Here is a 20,655-nt window from a genome sequence, read left to right on the forward strand (position 1 = left end):
TCCATGGCCCTAGAGACTATCGATATCATTATCGTGGTGGCTTATGCCATCGCGCTACTCGGAATTGCCCTGCTGGTTTCACGTGAACCAGCAGGGCACACCAAAGACACTGAAGACTACTTCCTGGCGGGCAAAGCCCTGCCATGGTGGGCGATTGGTGCATCACTTATTGCTGCGAACATTTCAGCAGAGCAGATTATCGGCCAGTCCGGTCAGGGCTTTGTCGTGGGCCTCGCCATTGCGGCCTATGAGTGGCAGGCCGCGATTGTCCTGCTTGTCGTCGCGAAGTTCTTCCTGCCGATTTTCCTCAAGCGGAAAATCTTCACCATGCCACAATTCCTCGAAACGCGTTTCGGGGCTGAGATCAAAACGATCATGGCGGTGTTCTGGATCACGCTTTACACCTTCGTGAACCTCACAGCCATTCTATGGCTCGGCGGCCTCGCGATCACAGCAGTAACGGGCGTACCGATCATTCCGGCCATGGCTGGTCTCGCAATTTTTGCAGTGCTCTATTCCATTTATGGCGGCCTGAAAGCCGTTGCGCTGACGGACATTATTCAGGTTGTGATCCTGATCCTTGGCGGCTTCGCGATCCTCTATATCTCACTCGATATGGTGGGCGGTGATGCAGGCCCTGTGGCAGGCTTCAACACGCTGCTCGGTGAGTTGCCGGGCCACTTCAACATGATCCTGTCGGAAGACAACGCGTCGTATGGCGACCTTCCAGGCATCTGGACGCTCCTCGGCGGCCTCTGGGTTCTTCACTTCTCTTATTGGGGCTTCAACCAGTACATCATCCAGCGCGCACTTGGCGCTGAGAGCGAGAGAGAAGCCCAGAAAGGTCTCGCATTCGCGGCCTTCCTAAAGCTCCTTATTCCTGTGATCGTTGTTATTCCAGGCATTGCTGCGCTCTGGCTCGCTCAGAACGGCCAGCTTCCTTTGGACCAGCTGACACAGACACCAGACAGCACATACGGCACGCTGATGACACTCGTTCCTGCAGGTTTGCGCGGCATCGTTTTCGCAGCCCTGATTGCAGCAATCGTGTCGTCGCTCGCGTCCATGATGAACTCCATCTCCACGATCTTCACCATGGACATTTACCGCGACTATATCGTGAAAGACGCTTCAGAACGTCACTATGTAATGGTTGGCCGCATCACAGCCTTTGTTGCGATGCTGATTGCTCTGGTTCTGGCACGTCCATTCCTCGGAGGCCTTGAGAGCGCGTTCCAGGCTATTCAGGAATATACCGGCTTCATCGCGCCAGGTATTGTTGCAGTCTTCCTGCTCGGCTTCTTCTGGAAACGTGCGAACAAGTATGGCGCATTCGCCCTGCTCATCTCTTCTGCGGTTCTGAGCGTTGCGGCGAAAATCCTTCTGCCGGATCTGCCATTCGTTCTGCGTATCTGGATTGTATTCCTGATCTGCATCGTGGTCGGAGTTTTGGCATCCCTCCTCACACCGAAGCCAAATGAGGACCAACCGGTTGACGTGGGCGGGATTTCCTTCCGAACTCATACTGGCTTCAATATCGCCAGCGTGCTGATCGTGCTCATCCTCTGCGCCATCTACGTCGCATTCTGGTAGGACACGTATTCGTTAGCGCCGCCCGGCTATGCAATTCCGGGCGGTGCAACATACCTTTCTCCATGATACCCCTGAACTGGCGCTTCAGGATTTAAGGATACTCAAATGGCAGAATTCATCCCTGTTGACCCGTTTAACCTCGTGATCTTCGGGGGCACGGGTGACCTCTCCCGACGCAAGCTTCTGCCAGCCCTGTTTCACCGATTTCTTGATGACCAGATCCCGCTGAACTCCAAGATTGTGGGCACGGCGCGCTCTGAAATGACGCGCGACGAATTCATCGAGATGGCGAAGACAAGCTGTAAGTCAGCCACCGCAAAAGACACATGGTCTGAAGAGCATTGGGCGACCTTCGCCAAAATGCTGGACTATTCTCCGCTCGACATCGCCGGCCCTGTTAAGGACTGGAAAGCACTGAGCAGCAAAGTCGATTTCGACCGTACCGTTATCTATTATCTCGCTACCTCGCCTTCGCTCTATGTGAAAATCTGTCACGCACTGAAAGCAGCAGACATGGTGTGCGATGCCTGCCGTATTGTTCTGGAAAAGCCGATCGGCAAAGACCTCGCCTCTGCCTGCGCGATCAATGATGGCGTTGGTGAAGTGTTTGATGAGGAACAGATTTACCGCATCGACCATTATCTGGGCAAAGAAGCGGTACAAAACCTTATGGTGCTGCGCTTCTCCAACACGCTGTTCGAAGCGCTCTGGTCGCGCAACCATATTGATCACATCCAGATTACTGTATCCGAAGACCTCGGTCTTGAGGGCCGCGCCGGGTATTATGATGGGTCCGGCGCGCTGCGGGACATGGTGCAGAACCACCTTCTACAGCTCCTCTGTCTCATCGCGATGGAGCCTCCAAACTCCATCCATGCCGACGATATCCGCACCGAGAAGATCAAGGTTTTGCGTGCGTTGAAGCCGGTCACTGGAGACACGGTGAAGCGTAACACAGTTCGCGCCCAATACGTTGAAGGCCTAATCAACGGACAGCCAGCCAAAGGCTATCTGGAAGAACTCGGTGACGACAGCTCCGAAACGGAAACCTTCGTCGCGATCAAGGCTGAGATTGATAACTGGCGCTGGGCTGGCGTCCCGATCTATCTGCGCACAGGCAAGCGTATGTCGCGCCGCGTGTCAGAGGTCGTTGTCCAGTTCAAACCGGTTGCGCACAATATCTTCGACACCAATCTCTCCGGCCCGAACCAGCTCGTCATCACACTGCAGCCGGATGAGGGCGTACGCCTCTCCATGCATATTAAAGAGCCGGGCCCCGGCGGACTGCGTATCAAGTCTCTGCCGCTCAACCTAGCCTATGCCGAGAACTTCATGCTTCGCTATCCGGACGCTTATGAGCGCCTTTTGATGGAAGTCGCGCGCGGCAATCTTTCCCTCTTTATGCGCCGCGACGAAGTCGAAGCCGCGTGGACGTGGGTGGACGGCATTATCGATGGCTGGAAACAGTCTGACGAGGCACCACAAACCTATGCGGCAGGCTCTGATGGCCCGATTGCTTCTGCCATGATGATGGATCGTGATGACCGTGCATGGCATGTGAGAACGACGCCAAAATCATGACATTCACTGCCTTCAAAACCAAAGCAGATGCTTGCGAAGCTGCCGCTGCCAAAATGCTCACCGGCCTGAAGACGGCGCTTCACGAGCGCGGCAAAGCAACCTTACTCCTGTCGGGCGGCTCCACGCCTGCACCAGCCTATAAGCGCCTCGCAGTGAATGATCTGCCATGGCATGATGTGACGGTCGGTCTTGTCGATGAACGCTGGGTCGATGTGGAAAGCGATGCCTCCAACACGCGCCTTCTGAAAGAGAGCTTTCTGGAGAAAGGCGCAGGCCCTGCCCGCTTTATTGAGATGAAGACCGCGCATGATACGCCGCAAGCTGGCGAAGCCGGCGTGAACACGGCCTATAGCGTGTTTGCGGCGCCTGACGTGGTTCTGCTCGGCATGGGGCCAGATGGGCACACCGCAAGCTGGTTTCCAGACAGTATCGGCCTTGAGCGCGCATTGTCAGATGATCCGTCTCTCTATGCTGTCGCCATCGATGCAACAGACTGCCCGGTCGCGGGGAACCATACTGACCGGATGACCGTAACTCTTAATGTGCTGAAGGCGGCTAAAACCGTCATTCTTCTCATCACTGGCGAGGAAAAGCGCGCTGTCCTTGAGGACACAAAGGCAAACCTGCCCATTCATCGCGCCCTCGCAGCCCGCAAAGACGATATGGAGGTGATCTGGGCCCCATGACGACACTTCATCCTGAAATCGAGCGCATCACACAGCGCATTATCGAGCGTTCGGCGGAAAGCCGCGCGCAATATCTGGAACTCATCCGCGCGAACCGCCCTGACGGCTTTGCACGCAAGAAGCTGACCGAAGGCAATCAGGCTCATGCGAGCGCTGGCTGCGCCGTGATGGACAAGGTTCAGCTCCTCGGCGCGAGCTGGCCCAATATCGGCATTGTGACCGCCTATAACGACATGCTGTCCGCTCACCAGCCTTACGAAACCTATCCTCAGATCATCCGTGACGCAGCGCGTGCGGCGAATGCCACTGCGCAGGTCGCAGGCGGCGTCCCAGCCATGTGTGACGGCGTCACGCAAGGTCAGGACGGTATGGAGCTCTCGCTCTTCTCGCGCGATGTGATTGCCATGGCCGCAGCGATTGCGCTGAGCCACGACACGTTCGATTCCACCATGTATCTCGGCGTCTGTGACAAGATCGTTCCGGGTCTCGTTGTAGCAGCAATGCGTTTTGGGTGGCTGCCTGCCGTATTCGTACCGGCTGGCCCGATGCCATCAGGCCTTCCAAACCCTGAAAAGGCACGTGTCCGTCAGGAATTTGCACGCGGCAATGTGGGCCGAGACAAGCTGCTCGAAGCTGAAGCGGCAAGCTATCACGCACCGGGCACTTGCACCTTTTATGGCACGGCCAACTCCAACCAGATGGTGATGGAGATGGTCGGCCTGCACCTTCCGGGCGCCGCCTTTGTGCAGCCGGGTGAAGAGCTGCGCACCGCGCTCACCAGAGAAGCGACGAAGAAAGCCGCCGCGATCAGCATTGCGGGCGATTACACACCAGCCGGTGAGATGATCGACGAACGCTCCATCGTGAACGCCGTAGTCGGCCTGATGGCAACCGGTGGCTCGACCAACCTCGTCCTTCACCTTGCAAGCTTTGCAGCCTCGGCCGGTATCGTGCTGACGCCGCAGGACATGGCTGAGATTTCAGCTGTTACACCGCTTCTCTGCCGCATCTATCCGAACTCCGCTACGGACGTGAACCATTTCCATGCGGCTGGCGGTATGGGCTTCCTCATCCGCGAGCTGATCAAAGGCGGGCTTGTCCACGCCGATGCACGCACGATCAATGGCACACTGGCCGATCAGGCGATGGAGCCATTCATTGGCGCTGATGGTGAAATTGAATGGCGCGAACCACCGGAGACAAGCGGCGATCTTGAAATCCTCCGCCCTGTCGACCAGCCCTTCGATAAAGAAGGCGGGCTGAAATTGCTCGAAGGCAATCTCGGCGAAAGCGTCACCAAAATCTCTGCGGTGAAGCCTGAATACCGCCTTGTTGAAGCCCCTGCCCGCGTCTTCGATACGCAAGGCGATGTGAAGAAAGCCTATCAGGCTGGCGAGCTGAACAAGGATGTCATCATTGTGGTCCGCTTCCAGGGTCCGGGCGCGAATGGCATGCCGGAACTGCACTCTCTGACGCCTATTCTCGGCTCCTTGCAGGATGACGGGCACCATGTCGCCCTCGTCACGGATGGTCGCATGTCTGGTGCGTCGGGCAAAATCCCGAACGCCATCCACCTCTCTCCTGAAGGGGTGCGCGGCGGTCCGATTGCCCGCCTGCGTGATGGCGATCCGCTGCGCCTTAACTGCGAAACGGGCGAGCTGAACTTCCTCGGCGGTGTCGAAGAGTTTAACGCACGCGCGCCTGCCGTCCATGTGCCGAACCAGACAGATACTGGCCTTGGCCGTGAGCTGTTTTCGACGATGCGCGCTGAGGCAGGTGACGCGGCATCCGGCGCGAGCTTCTTCCGATTTGCGGGGATGAACTGATGAGCAAACCTGTTCTGGTTGGCGATGTTGGCGGCACGAAAATCCGCCTGGCACTGGCATCATCCTCTTTGGGACATGTCCAGCTGCACAATATCAAAGTGTATGATGATCCGGCCATTCCGAGCTTTGAAGACGCTATCGAGGACTATCTCAGCTCAAGCGATGTGAAGCCCAAGTCTGCGCTGTTTGCGCTGGCAGGCCCAATCGCTGATGACGGTTCTATCAAGCTGACCAACCGGCCCTGGCCTCGTGTCGTTCCGTCCGTCATACAGTCGCGCTTCCTTATTGAGAGCGCGACGATCGTGAACGACTTTGCCGCGATGGCCCGCGCCATTCCTGAAATCCCGAATGACAGCTTCGAAACCGTGATCGAAAGCCATTTCAGCCCCGAAGGTCCGATCCTCGTCACCGGCCCCGGCACCGGACACGGCGTATCCACGCTTATCCAGTCCGTCACGGGCGGATGGCGCGTCATGACGGGTGAAGGCGGTCACTCTGCTTTTGCGCCACGTAACATGCGCGAAGCCGCCATTCGTGACGTGATCGCGCGCACCTATAATTACGTCTCCGTGGAAATGATCGTCTCCGGTCGCTGGCTCATGCCCGTCTATGAAGCCATTTGCGAGCTGCAAGGCGTCACACCGGAAGATCTCTCACCGCAGAACATTCTGGACCGCGCCGATGCAGGCGACAAAGTCTGCGTGGAAGTCTGCAAGTTCCGCGCAAACGCCCTGATGGGCGCGGTGGGGGACGCTGCTCTGATCACAGGCGCACATGCTGGTGTCGTGCTGACCGGCGGCGTCGCAGAGCGTATGGTGAAATGGCTGCGCACTACAGAAGCTAGCGATCGCTTCCTGGAACGCGGCCCCATGTCGCCCTTCCTTGCACACACACCTGTCAGCGTGCTGATGCATGATGAGGCTCCGCTTATCGGGGCTGCAGCGCTCGCTCTGGAATAGGACTTTACCCATGACGACCATCAGCCCCGCCACAATCGAGCGCATGCGCACCTGCCGGATCATTCCGGTTATCACGATTAAAAGCCTTGATCAGGCGCTGCCTCTGGCAAACGCGCTCATCGCAGGCGGCGCAGATGTTCTGGAAGTCACGCTACGCACAGACTGCGCGCTTGAAGCGATCAAACAAATGGCGGATGCACAGCTTGAAGCGTTTGTCGGCGCGGGCACGATTACGCGCCCTTCTGATGTCGATGCGGCCGCCAAAGCTGGCGCCGAATTTCTCGTCACACCGGGCACGACAGAAGAGTTACGCGTTGCACTCAAAGCCTATGACGGCGCCGTCTTTCCGGGCGCTGCGACAGTCTCAGAGGCGCTAAAGCTGCGTGATGAAGGCTTTACTATACAAAAGTTCTTCCCGGCTGAAGCCGCTGGCGGTGCGCCGTTTCTCAAATCCATCGCCGCGCCTCTGCCGGATATCCGGTTCATGCCGACCGGCGGGGTCAGCCCGAAGAATGCGCGCGACTATCTCTCTCTGCCGAATGTCATCGCTGTTGGTGGATCCTGGATCGTTCCGAACGATCTTATCGAGGCTGGTAAGTGGGATGAGATCACCGCGCTCACGCAGGCCTCACGCGACGCGCTGGCTTAAACGACCGGCTACATCCCTGTTCCGGTCGAGACGACCAGAAATACCAGAATCCGGATCATCGCTGTCGCCGCGCCCGTTACCCAGATGCGGCGGAAGAAGAACAACCCGAAAACGACGCCGAGAAAAGCGCACCCAATCGATACGGCCCAAAAGCCCTGCAGATTGAACACGCCAAGCGCCAGCCAGAAAAAGACTGACAGGCCAAAAGATACTATAAGCGCGAGCGCCGAGTGCTTGAGTAGCGGCATGGATAAGCTCCGTTTCAGTTTACATCATGCCGCGTCAGCCTCTTTCACGCGAGAGGCCGATCTGACGCAGGGCTAACGGAGACGGAATGAGATTGTATGGATGATGTCCGTGCGTTGAATGTAGCATTCAGGTGGACGCAAATCGCCAGTTACACGAAATCTCCAGTCCGAAAGTGCGTCGATTACTGCTTCTTCGAAAACACCTCCGGGAACCGCCGCAAGCATTCTGACTGACTCGTCAATCACGTAGCCGTCCTCATCCGTATCGTACCTCAGGATGGTATATCCGATATCTCCGTTGGAAAGAGCCGATCGTGGATACTCCAATCCATCCGAAGCTCTGGGAATGGCTCCACACACGGGTAAACCGTTTGCTACGTCCTGCCCCGTTAAGACCACATCGAAATCATCCGGAATTGAATACTGCTGATAAATGGCCGCTACGGCGTCTTCACTTAGATAAGTTACATCGCCGCGGCGGAATCTGCCGCTGCCATCTCCGTTTTTATCCGTCGAACTATAAAAGACGCCCGCCAAACCGAGCCATGCCTCGCTGCGCCAGAAGGCTCTCTCCAACCATTCAGGGGCGTCATTAGGTCCTACGCTGGCTTTGAGTTCGCGAAGCTCTGCATTCCAACGCACCAGCGCCTCATGGCTCTCCAAGGTTTTAGCCTCAAGGAACGAAGTCGTCGCATGGGTTTCGGCGGCATGCAGGTAATACTGTAATACGCTGGACCGGACAGGGCGAAGCTCGCGAACTGCCAAGCCGGCAACGGCTGCTGCGTCCCGAAGATTATCGCGAGCAGCCAGGTCTGTGTACAACGGCATGAAGGCTCGCGCGCTTAAAAGCGTCGGGTCCTGCATATTATTGAGAGCAGCCAGCAGCGCCCGACGCGTATCCCGTGTCGATTCCGCAGTGAAGCTGGCAAATGCCGCCAACAGCTCACGCTCTGCCATAATCGGATGCTGACCCGTTGCCGAAAAGCCAAGCGCAAATTCGGCGCCCGGCAAGGCCGCTGCACAATCAATATCGCAAAGCTTCAGCGCCGCTTCATAAGCCGCAATCAGCGCATCAGGATCGTCCGGATTGGCGATGGCCTCATTCATCAGATTTGTAGACGCAACCTCAATTGCACTGGCATCACCAGTCTCAACGGCCTGATTGAAAGCCGTAAGCGTATTGGACGAAATCTGAGCGGCTGCGACCTGTCCGCAGCCAAGCCCGATCAGGCCCGCGAGGGCGCTATGAAGAATGTTCATGAGATTACCGTTTCTGCCTCGAGATACATGCGGTCGGTCTGTTTAACGATCGAACCGGAAGGAATGATGGCTAGTGAGGTCGTAAGCACTCATCCGACAGGACGATCTGTCGACGCCTTCATCAACCTCCCAGTACCAGTCCCGAATACGATCAAGGCTGGTATCGTCGTAAACGCCTGGCGGAACTGAGGCGAGCACTTCAGGGTTTCGTGCTCGTCCTTCGTTATCAAGGTCGAAGCCAACAATCACATAACCGACTGTTCCGTTATTTCGTGCTCTGGAAGGCCAGTCCAACTCGCCATCCATGACCAGCTCACCCTCACAATGCGGTAGCAAAAACTCCTCACCCATTTGCTGGCGGGTTCGAAAGTGGATCATGTTCACTGGATACTCCAGCCCGATCAGCCGCACTTCGGACGGGCTAAGCGATGACGTGCGAGCCATATCAAACCCTCTGGAGCCGCTCTGCGTTGTCAGGGATTGATAATAGACATTTGCCGTTCCGACCCATGCCTCGCTGCGCCAATAAACGCTTTCCAACCAGTCAGGCCGCTCATCAGGGTGAACCTGCGACCGCATCTGCTTCATCTCGGCATTCCAGCGCACCAGCGTCTCATGGGATTCACGCGATTTCACATCGATAAAACCGGTCGTCGCATAAGACTCCAGCGCATGCAGATAGTACTGAGGCACGCTGGAACGTACCGGGCGTAAATGCTCTACCGCCATGCCAGAAACGCGTGCCGCTTCGGACATGCGGAAGTTACCCGCATAGTCGGAATAGAGCGGAAGAAAGGCGCGCGCACTAAGCCGCGTCGGGTCCTGCATATTCGCGAGCGCCGCTTCAAGGCGTGTGCGGGTCGAGCCTGTGGCGCGTCGGGAAAAATCTGCGAATGCAAAAAGCAGCTCGCGCTCTGCCATAATCGGATGCTGACCCGTTGCCGGAAAGCCAAGCGCAAATTCAGCGCCCGGAAGTGCGGCTTCGCAGTCGATGTCGCAAAGCTTCAGCGCCGCTTCATAAGCCGCAATCAGCGCATCAGGATCGTCCGGATTGGCGATGGCATCATTCATCAGATTTGTTGAGGCCATCTCAATTGCAGCGGCATCACCGGTTTCAACAGCCTGATTAAAGGCCGTCAGGGAGTCGGCTGAAATCTGTGCCTGCGCCGTTTGCGCCAAACCAAGGCCCATCAGGCCAATCACTACTCTACGCAAACGTTTCAAATTCCGCCTCCCGTCACCTCTGATAGAAATTTGAGCATGTTCACACGGTCAAAACAAGGGCGCAAATCAGGTCTTGTGTCTGAAAACACAGTTTGATTTCTTGGCAGGCAGACCTGAGGAGACCTTATGGAAATCAGAACACTAAAGGGGCCGGACGAGATCATTCCGGCAATCCCGCACATTGCGCGCCTGCGCCTGACTGTCTTCCATGAATGGCCCTACCTCTATGACGGCACGATGGAAGAAGAAGAGGTCTATCTGAAGCATTTTGCCCTATCCGAATTCGCCTGCGTTGGCCTTGCCGAACATGAGGGCAAAGTCGTCGGTGCGACCACGGCCGAGCCCTTCAAAGACACCCATGCCGATTTCCGTACCCCGTTCGCCACGGCGGGCATAGATACAAGCAAAATTTTCTATTTCGGCGAGTCTGTTTTGCTTCCGGAGTATCGCGGGCACGGTGTCGGGCACGCCTTCTTTGATATCCGCGAGGCGGCTGCATGGGCGTGGGGCGCCGACAAGACAGCCTTCTGTGCGGTTCAGAGACCGGACACACATCCGCTAAAACCAGACAGCTATCGACCACTGGATGTATTCTGGCAAAGTCGTGGATATGAACGACGGAATGACCTGGTGTGTGCGTTCAAATGGAAGGACCGGGGCGACCAGGCGCAAACAGAGAAAAACCTGACATTCTGGCTACACGAGCTTTAGCCGGAATTCACAGGAATAAGCGCAATGCCCCACCCGCAGCCTTGCAAGCTGCTCTGTGGAGGATACGCTGACATTATGAACCGACATTCGCCCTTGCTGAACGCCCTGTTGTCGCCTGCCCAGATGGGGCATGCAGACCAGATGACCATTGAAGCCGGCACGCCCGGCATCGAACTCATGGAACGCGCCGGTCGCGCCATTTTCGACCGCGTTCTCACCGCCTATCCGGATGCCGAGACAATCCATGTGCTCTGCGGCCCGGGAAACAATGGCGGCGATGGATTTGTCGTCGCCGAGCTTCTGCGTCAGGCGGGGCGCACTGTGCGCCTCTCCACGTTGGGCTCTCCGGATGATCTGAAAGGCGATGCCGCCCTCGCTTTTCGCCAGTGGCGCGGCGAGACCATCGCGCTTCATCCGGCTGACCTGAAAGAGGCCGATCTGCTGATCGACGCTGTATTCGGCGCGGGACTTGACCGACCGGCTGAGGGCACGGCTGCGGCTTACATCATCGCGATGAACCATTCTGGCGCGCCCATCCTCTCTGTTGATCTGCCGAGCGGTGTGTGCGGCGCAACAGGCCGTGTTGGTCGTGACAGCGTCCATGCGGATGAGACAGTCACCTTCTTCCGCAAGAAGCCGGGCCATCTTCTCAATCCGGGGAAAGCCCATTGCGGCAACATTACCGTCGCCGACATCGGCATTAGTGACGAAACGCTGGAGAAGCTTGGCGTGACCTCTTACGAAAACGCGCCGGGCCTCTGGCAGGCGCACTGGCCGGGCTATTGTGAGTACGTCAATAAGTACACACGCGGCCATGCCATGGTGGTCTCAGGTGGTCCGCTTTCAACTGGCGCGTCACGTCTCTCAGCCGTGAATGCCCTTCGCACAGGCGCAGGCCTTGTCTCCCTGGTCGGATCACCGGACGCGCTGATGGTCCATGCTGCGCATGTGACATCCGTTATGTTGAAGCCTGCATCTACGCCGCAGGAACTGAAAGAGCTATTGTCAGACGTACGCGTATCCGCAGCGGCCATCGGCCCTGCGCTTGGCACGGATGCCGAGGCACGCAAGTTGGTTGATATCGCGCTCTCCTGCCCGCCAGCCCTCACGCTGGACGCAGATGTCTTCACCCTGTTCGCAGATGACCCGCCAGCCCTGTTTGACTGGCTGAAGCATCGCGACCGTACGTGTGTCCTCACGCCTCATGTCGGGGAATTCAAACGCCTGTTCGGCGCGATCCCACAAGACGGAAATCGTCTGGATGCCGCCCGTGAAGCGGCAGAACTTTCAGGCGGCGTCATTGTTCTGAAAGGGTCGGATACGATCATCGCAGAACCGGGCGGACGGGCTGCGATCAATTCGAATGCGCCGCCATGGCTGGCGACTGCGGGCTCCGGCGACGTGCTGACCGGGATTATCACCGGCCTGATGGCGCAAGGCATGCCCGCCTTCGAAGCCGCATGCGCTGGCGTCTGGCTTCATGGCGAATCGGGCAATCGCTGCGGACCTTATCTCATCGCCGACGATCTGGAATCGGGCCTTGCCGAAGTTCTGGAAGAAGACAGCCATGACTGGTCCACGCCGGGCGATGAATGATTTAGACTGATCGATGCGGCGCGGGCTTGCTCCAGACAGCGAATACTTCTTCGCTTTTCTGCCGCTTGCGCTGCTCATCCCGCTTTATTTCATCTTGCGCGCTTTGCTGACAGGCCATTGGCGACGCACGCGCATTAAACCGCTCTTTAACGGCAATTATGCATATCTCATGCAGCGCAAATATTGGGGAGCTGCCTTCATTGCCTGTCTGGTATGGGCTGTAGGCGCCGTTATCTGGATTTCCAACAAATAAAAAACCCGGCCGATGAGCCGGGTTTTTATGTTCTTTTTTGAAGTGCGCCTAGAGGCCGCGAATGCTTTCGCGGTTATCGAGGAACCATTGATAAGCGTTCTCGACACCGGCACGCAGAGAGTATTTCGGCTCCCAGCCAAGGCCTTTGAGGCGGTCAACCTGCATCAGCTTACGCGGCGTACCATCAGGCTTGGATAGATCGTGAACAATCTCACCGTCATAACCGACCACATCCATGATCAGTTTGGTGAGTTCGAGAATTGAGAGATCTTCACCCGAACCGATATTGATGTGATCCGGACCAGAGAAATTCTTCAGAAGGAAGATCATCGCGTCTGCGCAGTCATCCACGTGAAGGAATTCACGCTTGGCGCTGCCTGTACCCCAGATTTCGATGCTCTTCTGGCCGCTTTGCTTGGCGTCATACACTTTGCGGATGATCGCTGGCAGAACGTGGCTGTTCTTCAGATCGAAATTATCATTCGGGCCGAACAGGTTTGTCGGCATCCCGGAGATGTAATCGCAGCCATACTCTTTGCGATACGCCTGACACAGCTTGATACCGGCAATTTTCGCAATCGCATACCACTCGTTCGTCGGCTCGAGCGGCCCTGTCAGCAGAGCATCTTCCGGGATCGGCTGAGGCGCCATTTTAGGATAGATGCACGAGGATCCGAGATAGACGAGTTTCTCGACGTCATTCTTATAGGCCGAATGAATGAGGTTGGCCTCAATCATCAGGTTTTCGTAGATGAACTGCGCCGGATAGGTGTCGTTCGCAAGAATGCCGCCGACTTTTGCCGCCGTGACGAACACAACGTCCGGCTTGTTCGCCGCCATCCACTTTTCGACTTCATCCTGACGGGTGAGATCCATCTCCGCACGCGATGCGGTCAGAATTTCTACGCCTTCTTCCTGCTCCAGACGACGCACGGTCGCAGAGCCGACCATCCCGCGATGGCCGGACACGAAGATTTTCTTACCCTTAAGGTCAAAACTCATGATCAGTTTTCCAGGCTGACCGGCAGTTCCAGGCCGTGCTTTTTCAGCAGGATAGTACGCTGAGACGCTTTATAGTCTTCGGCGACCATTTCAGCGCACATTTCCTGCGCTGTGATTTCCGGAACCCAACCAAGCTTCTCTTTCGCTTTTGTCGGATCACCAAGCAGCGTCTCGACTTCAGCAGGACGGAAATAGCGTGGATCAATGCGCATGATCACGTCACCAACTTTTACAGCCGGCGCTTTGTCGCCATCAATGGCAGTTACAGTGGCGATCTCGTCGACGCCTTTGCCAGTGAATTCGACTGAAATGCCCAGCTCGTTGGCTGTCCATGTGATGAACTCACGCACGGAATACTGAACACCCGTCGCGATGACGAAATCTTCCGGGGCATCCTGTTGAAGCATCATCCACTGCATGCGGACATAATCTTTCGCATGGCCCCAGTCGCGCAGCGCATCAATGTTGCCCATGTGCAGGCAAGGCTCGAGGCCGAGCGCAACGTTCGCAAGACCGCGTGTAATCTTACGCGTCACGAAGGTCTCACCACGGCGCGGTGACTCGTGGTTAAAGAGAATGCCGTTGCACGCATACATGTCGTAAGATTCACGGTAATTCACCGCGATCCAATATGCGTATTGCTTAGCGACCGCATATGGCGAGCGCGGGTAGAAAGGTGTCGTTTCTTTCTGAGGGATCTCCTGCACGAGACCATAAAGCTCCGACGTAGACGCCTGATAGAAGCGGCATGTCTTTTCCATGCCGAGGAAACGCAGCGCTTCGAGAATACGCAGCGTACCAATCGCATCAACGTCTGCTGTATATTCAGGTGCCTCAAAGCTGACCGCGACGTGTGACTGAGCGCCAAGGTTATAAATCTCGTCAGGCTCGATATCTCGGATAAGGCGTGTCAGGTTCAGCGCATCGGCGAGGTCGCCATAATGCAGTTTCATTTTAGGAGCTGGCGCGTGAGGATCTTCGTAAAGGTGATCAATACGAGCAGTATTAAACAGCGACGAACGACGCTTGATACCGTGTACCTCATATCCTTTTTCCAACAGGAACTCAGCCAGATACGAGCCGTCCTGGCCAGTAATCCCGGTAATCAATGCTTTTTTCATGTAATCCCCAATCGATACTCAGCGCCGAAATGTCCCGAATACTCAGAGTGCTAAACGCAAACCACAGGCGGGAAAGTCCACCCCTTTCGACAAGGGCAAACCTGCACAAATTCGGGCAAGAAACAAGCTGACAAACCCAAAAATTTCCCTTGAGTTTGGGTATATTCCGAAGGCGCACAAAAATTTCGCACCGGCTTTCAATTAACTTTCAAAGACAGATATGCCCGATCATACTAATAAAAGATAATTCAGCTGCTCTGACGCAGATTTCTATGCCACCGCCACGCATCAGCCACGATGTTTTCAAGGCTGTACTCCGGCCTCCAGCCAAGTACTTCAAATGCTTTAGCGTTGTCCGCGACCAGCATAGCGCTATCGCCGCTACGACGCGGCCCTTCTGTCACGGGAAACGGTCGCCGTGTCACTTTATGAATTACGTCCAGCAACTCTTTAATGGTTGTCCCGTCGCCCGTGCCAAGGTTGAACGCCCCGCCCTTCGCGCCGCAAAGCAAATAGTTCAGCGCCTTCACATGCGCCGCTGCGATATCGCAGACATGTATATAGTCGCGCACACACGTTCCGTCGCGGGTCTCATAATCCGTCCCATTTATCTGGAATCCTTTCCTCAAACCGAGCGCCGTATCGAACGCAAGCGGAATGATATGAGTCTCCGGCTCGTGCCATTCACCAATGCGCGCCTCAGGGTCAGCACCGGCTGCGTTGAAATACCGGAGCGCGACAGAAGGGAAACCGGACAGCTCACGTAGGTCGTTCAGCACCTGCTCGATGATAAGTTTGGACCGGCCATAAGGATTGAGGGGCTCCTGAATATGAGTTTCATCCATTGGCACGTCATGTGGCTCACCATAGGTCGCGCAGGTGGATGAAAACACAAAGGCCTGCACCTCAGCCTCCTTTGCAGCCGCGATCAGATTGATCGCGCCCGTTACATTGTTCTCATGAAACGACAGCGGCTCCTTCATCGATTCACCGACTTCGATCAGACCCGCGAAATGCATCACACCAACGGGGTTGTAGGTATCGAAAGCCGCATCGAGATCGACGCGGCTACGGATATCGCCTTCTACGAATGGACCCCATTGCACAAAGGCCTTGTGACCATTGGAAAAATTGTCGAACACCACGGGGGTATAGCCAGCCTGTTTCAGAGCCAGACAGGCGTGAGATCCGATGTATCCGGCTCCACCAGCCACCAGAACAGTTTTCGACATACTTTCGGCCCCTTCGGGGATCTTCCAGTTTCAGATTACTCGAGCACTCTTACGATATTTCCGCAGTCAGGCCAGACCCGAAATGCCTTCAATACCAATGTGATGATAGCAATCGTTGTCAGTTTTAAGAGGAGATGGTGGTTCGGGGGAGACTTGAACTCCCGACCTCGCGATTATGAGTCGCGCGCTCTAACCAGCTGAGCTACCGAACCAAACCGATGAATGAGCGCCGCTATATACGCGGGCAATTCCCATCCGACAAGCATAGAATGCAAGTTTTCTCGCCATTTTAAGGACCACAATAACCAAGGCTGATATTGCGGTGAGAAATTGCGTAATCGCACCCGGTCAGAAAAGCGAAAGCGCCGCCCTCTTAAGGTGACGTTTATGCAACATTTCGTATAAAATGAGCAAATCCTGCCCCATATGGACAGAATTCTGCCATTCTGCATACAGATCATCCAATTCTGCACAATTCAGAGCAAATCAGCACTTGCCAAAGGCAGTTTCTTTCTGTTTATACCGCTTTTTAGAAAAAGACTTGCATAAAGCACATCAAAAGAACCAATGAGTGCAATGCGAGGGACGTTTTTGAGCGGCGAGGGAAAAATGTTGTCTGTTGAACTGGATCAAATCGATAAGAACATTCTTGAACTGGTTCAGAATGATGCGAGCCTGTCCGTCGCGGACATCGCTGAAAAGGTTGGCCTCTCTTCTTCGCCATGCTGGCGCCGCATCAAGCGGATGGAAGAACAAGGCGTCATCCAACGCCGCGTGACGGTTCTCGACCGCAATGCTCTCGGCCTAAACTTCGAAGTCGTCGCTTCGGTCAAACTCCAGCTTCCGAACCGCGAGAACCTCGAACAATTTGAAAAAGCCATTGAAGGCTGGCCAGAAGTTGTAGAGTGCATGACGGTAACAGGCGCTGTGGACTACATTATCCGCGTTCTGACGCTCGACATGCACGCGTATGACGATTTCCTGCGCGATAAGCTTCTTTCACTTGGCCTGGTGTCAGATGTTCAGTCCCGCATCATCGTACGTGTCTCCAAACGAACAACAGCTGTTCCGCTGTCGCTCGTTGAAGACGCGCCGACGTCCGGTTCAAAGTAAGCCGTTGCCATCTACGGCAAACCCGACATTCTGCACGCCCGCACTGCGCGACTGGTCCACTGAGTGAATAACCAGCTGGTTTCGTGCCTGCGGGTGCGCCTGAACAATCACGCTGATATCCGGATTTTCCGCCACGGCCCGTTCAACGCGGGCGCGGATGCCCTCGACATCGGTCAACCGTCCGCCGACACGGATTAGATCATTCTCGTCAATTCTCACGATCAACGCCTCACCTGATATCTCGGTGGAATTCGATGGTGGCGGCGGCGTCATATCGATCGCCTTCTCCTGAATAAAAGTCGCCGTGACGATGAAGAATATCAGCAGAATAAACACGATATCGAGCATAGGCGTCAGATCGGCCTCAGCCGCTTTAATAGATTTGCGTTTCATGAAATGTCCTCCCATACAACCATTATGTAATCATATTACAAATTATCCAGTCGGGCAATAATCCTTATTCCAGAGCGAATAGACATAACCCGCAAACTGTGCAGGCTCCTGTATTGGTCTTGCTCTTGCCTCATAGCCGACATGATCGGCGGCAAAAGCTCAGACATACAAAAGCATAAGGTCACGGGGACGACGCATGTTGCCAGCTATCAAACCAATCAGAACCACCGGCCTTGCAGGCCTGACACTTAGCGCTAGCCTGATCGCGCTGTCAGCTGGCGCAGAGCCAAACCCTGTCCTGTCCTCTACCAGCTACTTCACCAGCGAGGGGCGCACGGAAGCCAGCCTGCTCGATCTGCAGACTTTAGACGTCAATGTCAGCCTCAATGGCGGCTTTGCCGAAACGACCGTTCTTGCCGAGTTTATGAACCCGAGCGAGGAGACGCTGGAGGGCAATTTCACGCTCAACATGCCAGCGGGCGCCATCCTCACCGGCTATGGCCTCGACATTAACGGCGCTATCCGCGACGGCGTGATCGTCGAGAAGCTTCAGGCTGAACGGGTCTTTAATGAGCGTATTCGACAGCGCGTAGACCCGGGCCTTGCCGAAGTCAGCCGTACGAATGCCTTTGAGACGCGCGTTTTCCCAATCATGCCAGGGCAGACCCGCCAGATCTCGGTGACCTTCGTCACGCCTGTCAGCGACGACCAGCCATACCGCCTGCCATTGGAAGCAGGCGATGATGCCGTCAACGCGACGATCACAGTCGATGGCGACATTACCCTTGCCGATGTCAGCATGCCTGGCGAACTGGAAGCGCAATGGGATGCACGCAATGACCGCGCTCTACTGGCAACAGAGAACCTGCCCCTGAACGGAGACCTGCTCGTCACGCCGGCCAGCGCGGAACCGGTCAGCGTCAGCCGTCACGCCAACTTCCAGCATTTCGTTGCGATTGACCTGCCATCAGAAACCGCCAGCACTCCGTTCAGCCCTGCTTCCGTTCGCGTGCTCTGGGATACGTCCCTGTCGAACGAGGAGAGTTCTGAACAGGCGCTGGATTTCTTCTCCTATCTGTTCTTCGAACTTCGCCCCTTCTCGCTGGAACTGGTGCCGTTTGCACGCGGCCTGCGTGATAGCGGACGCGTCGATATGCGTCCTGAACCAGAAGAGCTACGTCACTTCGTTTCGGAGATTGATTTTGACGGCGCGACCGACCTGCAGGCCATTTTCGCGGCCGAGGTAGAGCGCCCGCGCGTGGACGTCTGCTTCCTGGTAACTGACGGGCGGATCACCTTCGGAGATATGCCGGATGTGCAACTTCCATGTCAGCTTCACGTTGTCAGCGCTTCGCTCGAAGCAGATGATGGCGCACTGAGCCTGCTCGCCGAGCGCGGCGGCGGCCATTATCTCGATCTTGCTGAGATCGGCCCTCAACGCGCAGAAGCCCGCCTCTCTCAATCCGTGATGTCACCCCGGCGTTTTCTTGTCGATGGCCGGGATGTCATGGACGAAGCCGAATGGATCGATGATGGCGACCGGTTCCGCCTGTTTGCACCTATCCGCAGAAACGCAACCAATGTCGTCGCCGAAATCGGTGGCCGGGTCATTTCACAATCCATCTCGCCCGCTAACGCGCCGGAAAACAGCGGCGCTGGCTCGTTCTGGGCACGCGAGCTGATAACGACGCTTCGTGCTACCGGCGCCAGCCGCGCCGACATCGTGGATGCAAGCCAGGAGTTCTCAGTCGTTACAGATGAGACTTCGCTCCTCGTTCTGGAAACGATCGAAGACTATGTGAACAACGACATCAACCTGCCGGAGGACACCTTCAGCAAGGATGAGCAGGAGCGATATACCGCGCTTCTGGATGCGCATATTAACCGCATGGAGCGAGAACAAGCCGACCGCATCGAGAATGTGGTCAGTTACTGGGAGCGTCAGGTCTCCTGGTATGAAGCAAAGTTCGACCCGGAAGACGACAGCAGCAACGGTGCTGAATACGAACGTGAAGTCCTTTATCTGGAAGACACGGTTCCACCACCACCTCCGCCACCGCCGCCGCCTCCACCACCTCCTCCGCCGCCTCCGCGTCCGGACGGATCCCTTCCGTCTCCTGTGTTTGACGAAACATTTCAGGAGTCAGAAGACATCGTGGTGACAGGGTCGGCCGCACCAGCGGCTCCACCGAACCCGCTGGCAGAGCCAACCCAGCTTGATCAGGGACGAAGCGGATCAGGTGCCGCATCAGTTGTGGAGATCGAGCGCTGGACGCCGAACCGTCCTTATCTGGAAGCCGCCGAAGGCATGTGCGCTGATGAGCTTTACGAGGTCTATCTGCGCGAACGCGCCGAATACGGTTCACTGCCAAGCTATTTCCTCGAATTTGCTGACCTGTTCGAACAGTGCGGTGACATTCGCCGTGCAACTGAAACCGCGCTGACAGCTCTGGAGCTTTCAACATCCAATCACGACACGCTGACGGCCGTCGGCCAACGTCTGATGCGCTATGGAGATATCGACCGCGCGGTCGACCTGTTCCGCCGCGTGACCGAGATTGATCCCTCCCGTCCACAGCCATGGCGTGATCTGGCGCTTGCGCTCGATGCGAGCGCTGATCTGCCCGGCCTCAGCGAAGCCGAACGCCGCGCGCGCCTGAGCGAAGCCCTGGAGCATCTGAACCACGTCATCTCCTCGCCGTGGAGCTGGTATTATGACGGTATTGAAGGCATCTCCGTGCTGGAGGCGAACCGCGTACTCGACCGCCTGCAGACCGCTGGCGGCAATGGCGAGCTACCAAGCGAAGCGCTTGAGGGCGACTTGCCGGTCGATCTGCGTATCGTTGTGGGCTGGAATGTCGATGAGGTCGACATGGACCTCTGGGTGACAGACCCGCGCGGCGAGCGTGTCTATTACGGAAACAATCTGTCTGCGATTGGCGGGCGGATTTCCAATGATATGACGGACGGCTACGGACCGGAAGAGTTCATGCTGCGCAAGGCCATTCCGGGCGTCTACACGGTGGAGATGGACTATTTCTCCTCCGACATTGTGAACCCGAATGGCGCCGTCGCGATCAATGCCGAGCTCTGGCAGAACTATGGCACGCCTGACGAGCGCGTCCAGCGCATTGAGCTTGAGTTTGACGATGTCGACCAGTCGGAATATCTCGTCGCGACCATCACCGTGGAAGGCGACAACTAGACC

At 56.3% G+C, this 20,655-nt stretch carries 18 protein-coding genes and 1 tRNA gene; 11 read left to right on the forward strand and 8 right to left on the reverse strand.

All coding sequences use genetic code 11. From position 1 onward, the window contains the following. The first annotated feature begins 3 nt into the window (after positions 1-3). The 6 genes from P1U45_RS00760 (at position 4) to eda (ending at position 7,294) form a co-directional block, all read left to right on the forward strand. Positions 4-1,593 (forward strand): sodium/sugar symporter, encoded by a 1,590-nt coding sequence (locus P1U45_RS00760; RefSeq protein ID WP_301057037.1) that lies wholly within the window; start codon positions 4-6, stop codon positions 1,591-1,593. A 105-nt stretch (positions 1,594-1,698) separates the two neighbouring features. Beyond that, entirely contained in the window at positions 1,699-3,174 is a 1,476-nt protein-coding gene (zwf, locus tag P1U45_RS00765) for a glucose-6-phosphate dehydrogenase (protein WP_301057038.1), read from the forward strand. Then, the gene (pgl, locus tag P1U45_RS00770) at positions 3,171-3,860 is read left to right on the forward strand and encodes a 6-phosphogluconolactonase (protein ID WP_301057039.1); all 690 of its coding nucleotides are present in this window, start codon (positions 3,171-3,173) and stop codon (positions 3,858-3,860) included. Before zwf ends, pgl begins: the two co-directional genes overlap by 4 nt. Then, positions 3,857-5,686 (forward strand): phosphogluconate dehydratase, encoded by a 1,830-nt coding sequence (gene edd / locus P1U45_RS00775; RefSeq protein WP_301057040.1) that lies wholly within the window; start codon positions 3,857-3,859, stop codon positions 5,684-5,686. Before pgl ends, edd begins: the two co-directional genes overlap by 4 nt. Further along, positions 5,686-6,645 (forward strand): ROK family protein, encoded by a 960-nt coding sequence (locus tag P1U45_RS00780; protein ID WP_293607311.1) that lies wholly within the window; start codon positions 5,686-5,688, stop codon positions 6,643-6,645. Before edd ends, P1U45_RS00780 begins: the two co-directional genes overlap by 1 nt. A 10-nt stretch (positions 6,646-6,655) precedes the next feature. Then, positions 6,656-7,294, forward strand: coding sequence for a bifunctional 4-hydroxy-2-oxoglutarate aldolase/2-dehydro-3-deoxy-phosphogluconate aldolase (gene eda, locus P1U45_RS00785; RefSeq protein ID WP_301057041.1), 639 nt, complete (start codon positions 6,656-6,658; stop codon positions 7,292-7,294). Between the two features lie 8 nt (positions 7,295-7,302). Here eda and P1U45_RS00790 read toward each other — a convergent pair whose 3' ends face one another. The 3 genes from P1U45_RS00790 to P1U45_RS00800 form a co-directional block, all read right to left on the reverse strand. Beyond that, positions 7,303-7,542 carry a hypothetical protein gene (locus P1U45_RS00790; RefSeq protein ID WP_301057042.1) on the reverse strand — a complete coding sequence of 80 codons (240 nt, stop codon included), beginning with the start codon at positions 7,540-7,542 and terminating at the stop codon, positions 7,303-7,305. A gap of 72 nt (positions 7,543-7,614) precedes the next feature. Continuing rightward, on the reverse strand, positions 7,615-8,802 hold the full coding sequence (locus P1U45_RS00795) for a hypothetical protein (protein WP_301057043.1): 1,188 nt from the start codon (positions 8,800-8,802) through the stop codon (positions 7,615-7,617). Positions 8,803-8,844: 42 nt separating this feature from the next. Further along, positions 8,845-10,026 carry an energy transducer TonB gene (locus P1U45_RS00800; RefSeq protein WP_301057044.1) on the reverse strand — a complete coding sequence of 394 codons (1,182 nt, stop codon included), beginning with the start codon at positions 10,024-10,026 and terminating at the stop codon, positions 8,845-8,847. Between the two features lie 126 nt (positions 10,027-10,152). Between P1U45_RS00800 and P1U45_RS00805 the strand changes: the two genes are divergently transcribed. The 3 genes from P1U45_RS00805 to P1U45_RS00815 all read left to right on the forward strand — a co-directional run bounded on the left by P1U45_RS00805 (position 10,153) and on the right by P1U45_RS00815 (position 12,586). Further along, complete coding sequence (locus tag P1U45_RS00805) at positions 10,153-10,737, forward strand: GNAT family N-acetyltransferase (RefSeq protein ID WP_301057045.1); 585 nt, start codon at positions 10,153-10,155, stop codon at positions 10,735-10,737. 75 nt (positions 10,738-10,812) lie between these two features. Further along, positions 10,813-12,333, forward strand: coding sequence for an NAD(P)H-hydrate dehydratase (locus P1U45_RS00810; RefSeq protein ID WP_301057046.1), 1,521 nt, complete (start codon positions 10,813-10,815; stop codon positions 12,331-12,333). Between the two features lie 13 nt (positions 12,334-12,346). After that, a complete protein-coding gene (locus tag P1U45_RS00815; protein WP_301057047.1) occupies positions 12,347-12,586 on the forward strand; it encodes a hypothetical protein in 240 nt (79 codons plus the stop codon). A 48-nt stretch (positions 12,587-12,634) separates the two neighbouring features. Here P1U45_RS00815 and P1U45_RS00820 read toward each other — a convergent pair whose 3' ends face one another. From P1U45_RS00820 to P1U45_RS00835, 4 genes are all read right to left on the reverse strand, one after another. Further along, a complete protein-coding gene (locus tag P1U45_RS00820) occupies positions 12,635-13,588 on the reverse strand; it encodes a GDP-L-fucose synthase (protein ID WP_301057048.1) in 954 nt (317 codons plus the stop codon). A 2-nt stretch (positions 13,589-13,590) separates the two neighbouring features. Then, positions 13,591-14,709 carry a GDP-mannose 4,6-dehydratase gene (gmd, locus tag P1U45_RS00825; protein WP_301057049.1) on the reverse strand — a complete coding sequence of 373 codons (1,119 nt, stop codon included), beginning with the start codon at positions 14,707-14,709 and terminating at the stop codon, positions 13,591-13,593. Between the two features lie 248 nt (positions 14,710-14,957). Continuing rightward, entirely contained in the window at positions 14,958-15,941 is a 984-nt protein-coding gene (galE, locus tag P1U45_RS00830; RefSeq protein WP_301057050.1) for a UDP-glucose 4-epimerase GalE, read from the reverse strand. 135 nt (positions 15,942-16,076) lie between these two features. After that, positions 16,077-16,153, reverse strand: a tRNA-Met gene (locus P1U45_RS00835). Positions 16,154-16,553: 400 nt separating this feature from the next. On the opposite strand from P1U45_RS00835, the gene P1U45_RS00840 reads away from it, so the two are divergent. After that, entirely contained in the window at positions 16,554-17,054 is a 501-nt protein-coding gene (locus P1U45_RS00840) for an Lrp/AsnC family transcriptional regulator (protein ID WP_366144972.1), read from the forward strand. Here the strand turns inward: P1U45_RS00840 and P1U45_RS00845 are convergent. Next, positions 17,046-17,447 carry a biopolymer transporter ExbD gene (locus tag P1U45_RS00845; protein ID WP_301057052.1) on the reverse strand — a complete coding sequence of 134 codons (402 nt, stop codon included), beginning with the start codon at positions 17,445-17,447 and terminating at the stop codon, positions 17,046-17,048. The genes P1U45_RS00840 and P1U45_RS00845 overlap by 9 nt on opposite strands. A 196-nt stretch (positions 17,448-17,643) precedes the next feature. Between P1U45_RS00845 and P1U45_RS00850 the strand changes: the two genes are divergently transcribed. Beyond that, positions 17,644-20,652: a VIT domain-containing protein gene (locus P1U45_RS00850; protein WP_301057053.1), complete on the forward strand. Its 3,009-nt coding sequence runs from the start codon at positions 17,644-17,646 to the stop codon at positions 20,650-20,652. Positions 20,653-20,655: the final 3 nt, after the last annotated feature.

The organism is Ponticaulis sp. (assembly GCF_029210165.1).
Lineage (GTDB): Bacteria > Pseudomonadota > Alphaproteobacteria > Caulobacterales > Hyphomonadaceae > Ponticaulis.